The sequence below is a fragment of the Nocardia farcinica genome (assembly GCF_029867845.1).
Classification (GTDB): Bacteria; Actinomycetota; Actinomycetes; order Mycobacteriales; family Mycobacteriaceae; genus Nocardia; species Nocardia farcinica_A.
The window spans coordinates 1-2,418 of record NZ_JARWRU010000213.1 but is presented as its reverse complement, the minus strand read 5'-3'; the positions used below and the strand labels follow the sequence as shown (position 1 = coordinate 2,418).

General features: G+C 72.4%; 1 protein-coding gene and 1 rRNA gene. One reads left to right on the top strand and one right to left on the bottom strand.

Going from position 1 to position 2,418, the window contains the following annotated elements; all coding sequences use genetic code 11:
• The coding region (locus QH283_RS04355; RefSeq protein ID WP_280501725.1) for a CaiB/BaiF CoA-transferase family protein at nucleotides 1-2,151 on the top strand (2,151 nt) is incomplete at its 5' end.
• A gap of 150 nt (nucleotides 2,152-2,301) precedes the next feature.
• Here QH283_RS04355 and rrf read toward each other — a convergent pair.
• Nucleotides 2,302-2,418: ribosomal RNA gene (gene rrf, locus QH283_RS04350) — 5S ribosomal RNA — on the bottom strand.

The following is a 2,418-nucleotide window of genomic DNA, read 5'->3' as shown; positions in this document are numbered from 1 at the left end:
CTGCTGGCCGGTGCGGACGTGGTGGTGTGGTCACCGGGTTCCCCGGTGGCCGAACTGCCCGCGCTGGCTCCGGCAACGATCAGGCACGCCCACCCGCACACGATCGTCACCGCCGTCACCGCCTTCGGGCTCGACAGCCCGTGGGCGGATCGTCCCGCCACCGAGTTCACCCTCCAGGCCTGGTCCGGCGGCATCATCGGCCTCGGCCGCGGCGACCCCGACCGCCCGCCCGTCCACGTCGGCGGCCGCATCGGCGAGTGGTTCGCCGGCGCCCAAGCCTGTGCGGCCACGCTGATCTCCCGCGCGCGCTGCGCCGGCTCCGACACCGGCGAACTGGTCGACCTGTCGATGCTAGAGACCCAGATCCTCGGCCTCACCTACTTCCCCGTCACCTTCCACGACGCGCTCGGCCGCCCCTTCCGCACGCGTCGCCGACGCACCGTGCCCGGCGTCGCGACGGCCGCCGACGGCCTGGTCTCGGTGGGGTGCGGCACCGCCCAACAGTGGTTCGACCTGTGCGCGATCGTCGGGCACCCGGAGTGGATCGACCAGGACACCGACCTGACCATCACCGAGCGCGCCCTGAAGCACGCCGAGGAGATCGAGGCCTGGTTCGCCGCCCAGCCCGTCGACGCGATCCGCGCCCTGGCCACCGCGTTCCGCGTCCCGCACGGCCTCGTCGCCGACGGCGCCAACGCCCCGCTGCTGGACCACCACGCCGAGCGCGGCGCCTTCGTCACCGACCCGGCAGGCTTCCTGCGGCCCGCCGCCCCGTTCCGCGGCGCTCCCCCGCTGCTGCGTCCGCCTGCGCCTGCCCCCCGGCTCGGCGAGCACACCGACCACTACCGCCACCGGCCTCCGGCCCGCGTCGCCACCTCCGGGCGTGCCGCCCCCGACCCGTTGCCCTTGCGCGGCATGCGCGTCCTCGATGTGACCACCTTCTGGGCGGGTCCCTCCTGCACCCACGTCCTGGCCATGCTCGGCGCCGAGGTCGTCCACGTCGAATCCGCCACCCGACCCGACGGCACCCGCCTCATCGCCGGCGTGCCGGCCGGCGAGGACCGATGGTGGGAACGCTCCCCGATCTTCGCCGGCCTGAACACCGGCAAGAAGAGCATCACCCTGGACTGGAGCGACGAACGCGGCCGCGCGTTGCTGCGCCGCCTGGCCGCCACCTGCGACGTCGTCGTGGAGAACTACACCCCGCGGGTCATGGAACAGATCGGCCTCGACCACGACGTCTACCGCGCACTGCGCCCCGACGGCATCATGGTCCGCATGCCCGGTTTCGGACTCACCGGTCCGTGGCGCGACAACCCCGCCTTCGCCTATGTCATCGAGGACACCTCCGGGATCACCGCTCTCACCGGCCATTCCGACGCCAATCCGGTGCAGCCCTACTCCATCGGCGACCCGAACGCGGGCATCCACGCTCTCGTCGCCCTGCTGCTCGCGCTCGAGCATCGCCGCACCACCGGCCGCGGCGTCCTGGTGGAGGCCGCCATGGTGGAGGCCGCGCTGAGCGTCGCCGCCGAACAGGTCGTCGAGTACTCCGCCTACGGCATCCTGCTCCGCCACCAGGGCAACCGCGGCCCGGCGGCCGCGCCCCAGAACCTCTATCGCTGCGCGGGTGCCGACGAGTTCGGCGGCCGTGACCGCTGGGTCGCCGTCGCCGTCGAAACCGACGCGCACTGGCAGTCGCTCCGCAAAGCCATCGGCGACCCCGCCTGGGCTGCCTCCACCGACCTCGACACCGCCGCGGGCCGCCGGGCACACCACGACGAGATCGACGCCGAACTCGCCGCCTGGTGCGCCGAACGTACCGATGAGGAGGTGGTCGAAACCCTCTGGCCCGCGGGTGTCCCGGTGGCCCCCGTCCGCCAACCACACCGCCAGGGCGACCTGCCTCCGCTGATCGCCCGTGGCTTCTTCGAAACCGTCCACCACCCGGTCCTGCCACCGGCCCGCTACAGCACCCTGCCCGCCCGCTTCTCCGCCGGCCCCGCGCGATGGCACCGCGCCCCCGCACCGCTGCTCGGTGAACACACCGCCGAGATCCTCACCGGTCTCGGCGTCTCCCGCGCCGAGCTCTCGGAACTCGAAGCCGCGGGCGTGATCGGCGGATCGCCCGACACCACCGGCAGGAACTGAGCCGTACCGGAGACGACACATGCCCCCAGCCATCGGCTGGGGGCCTGTGTCTGTGTCGATCCTCCAGCCGGCAGAGGCATTCGCCGACCGACTCTTTCGTGGGAAACGCCGAAGGCCCCCAACCATGTTGGGGGCCTTCGGGAAAGGATGTTCCGGCGGTGTCCTACTCTCCCACACCCTGTCGAGTGCAGTACCATCGGCGCAGGTGGCCTTAGCTTCCGGGTTCGGAATGGGACCGGGCGTTTCCCCACCGCTATGACCGCCGTA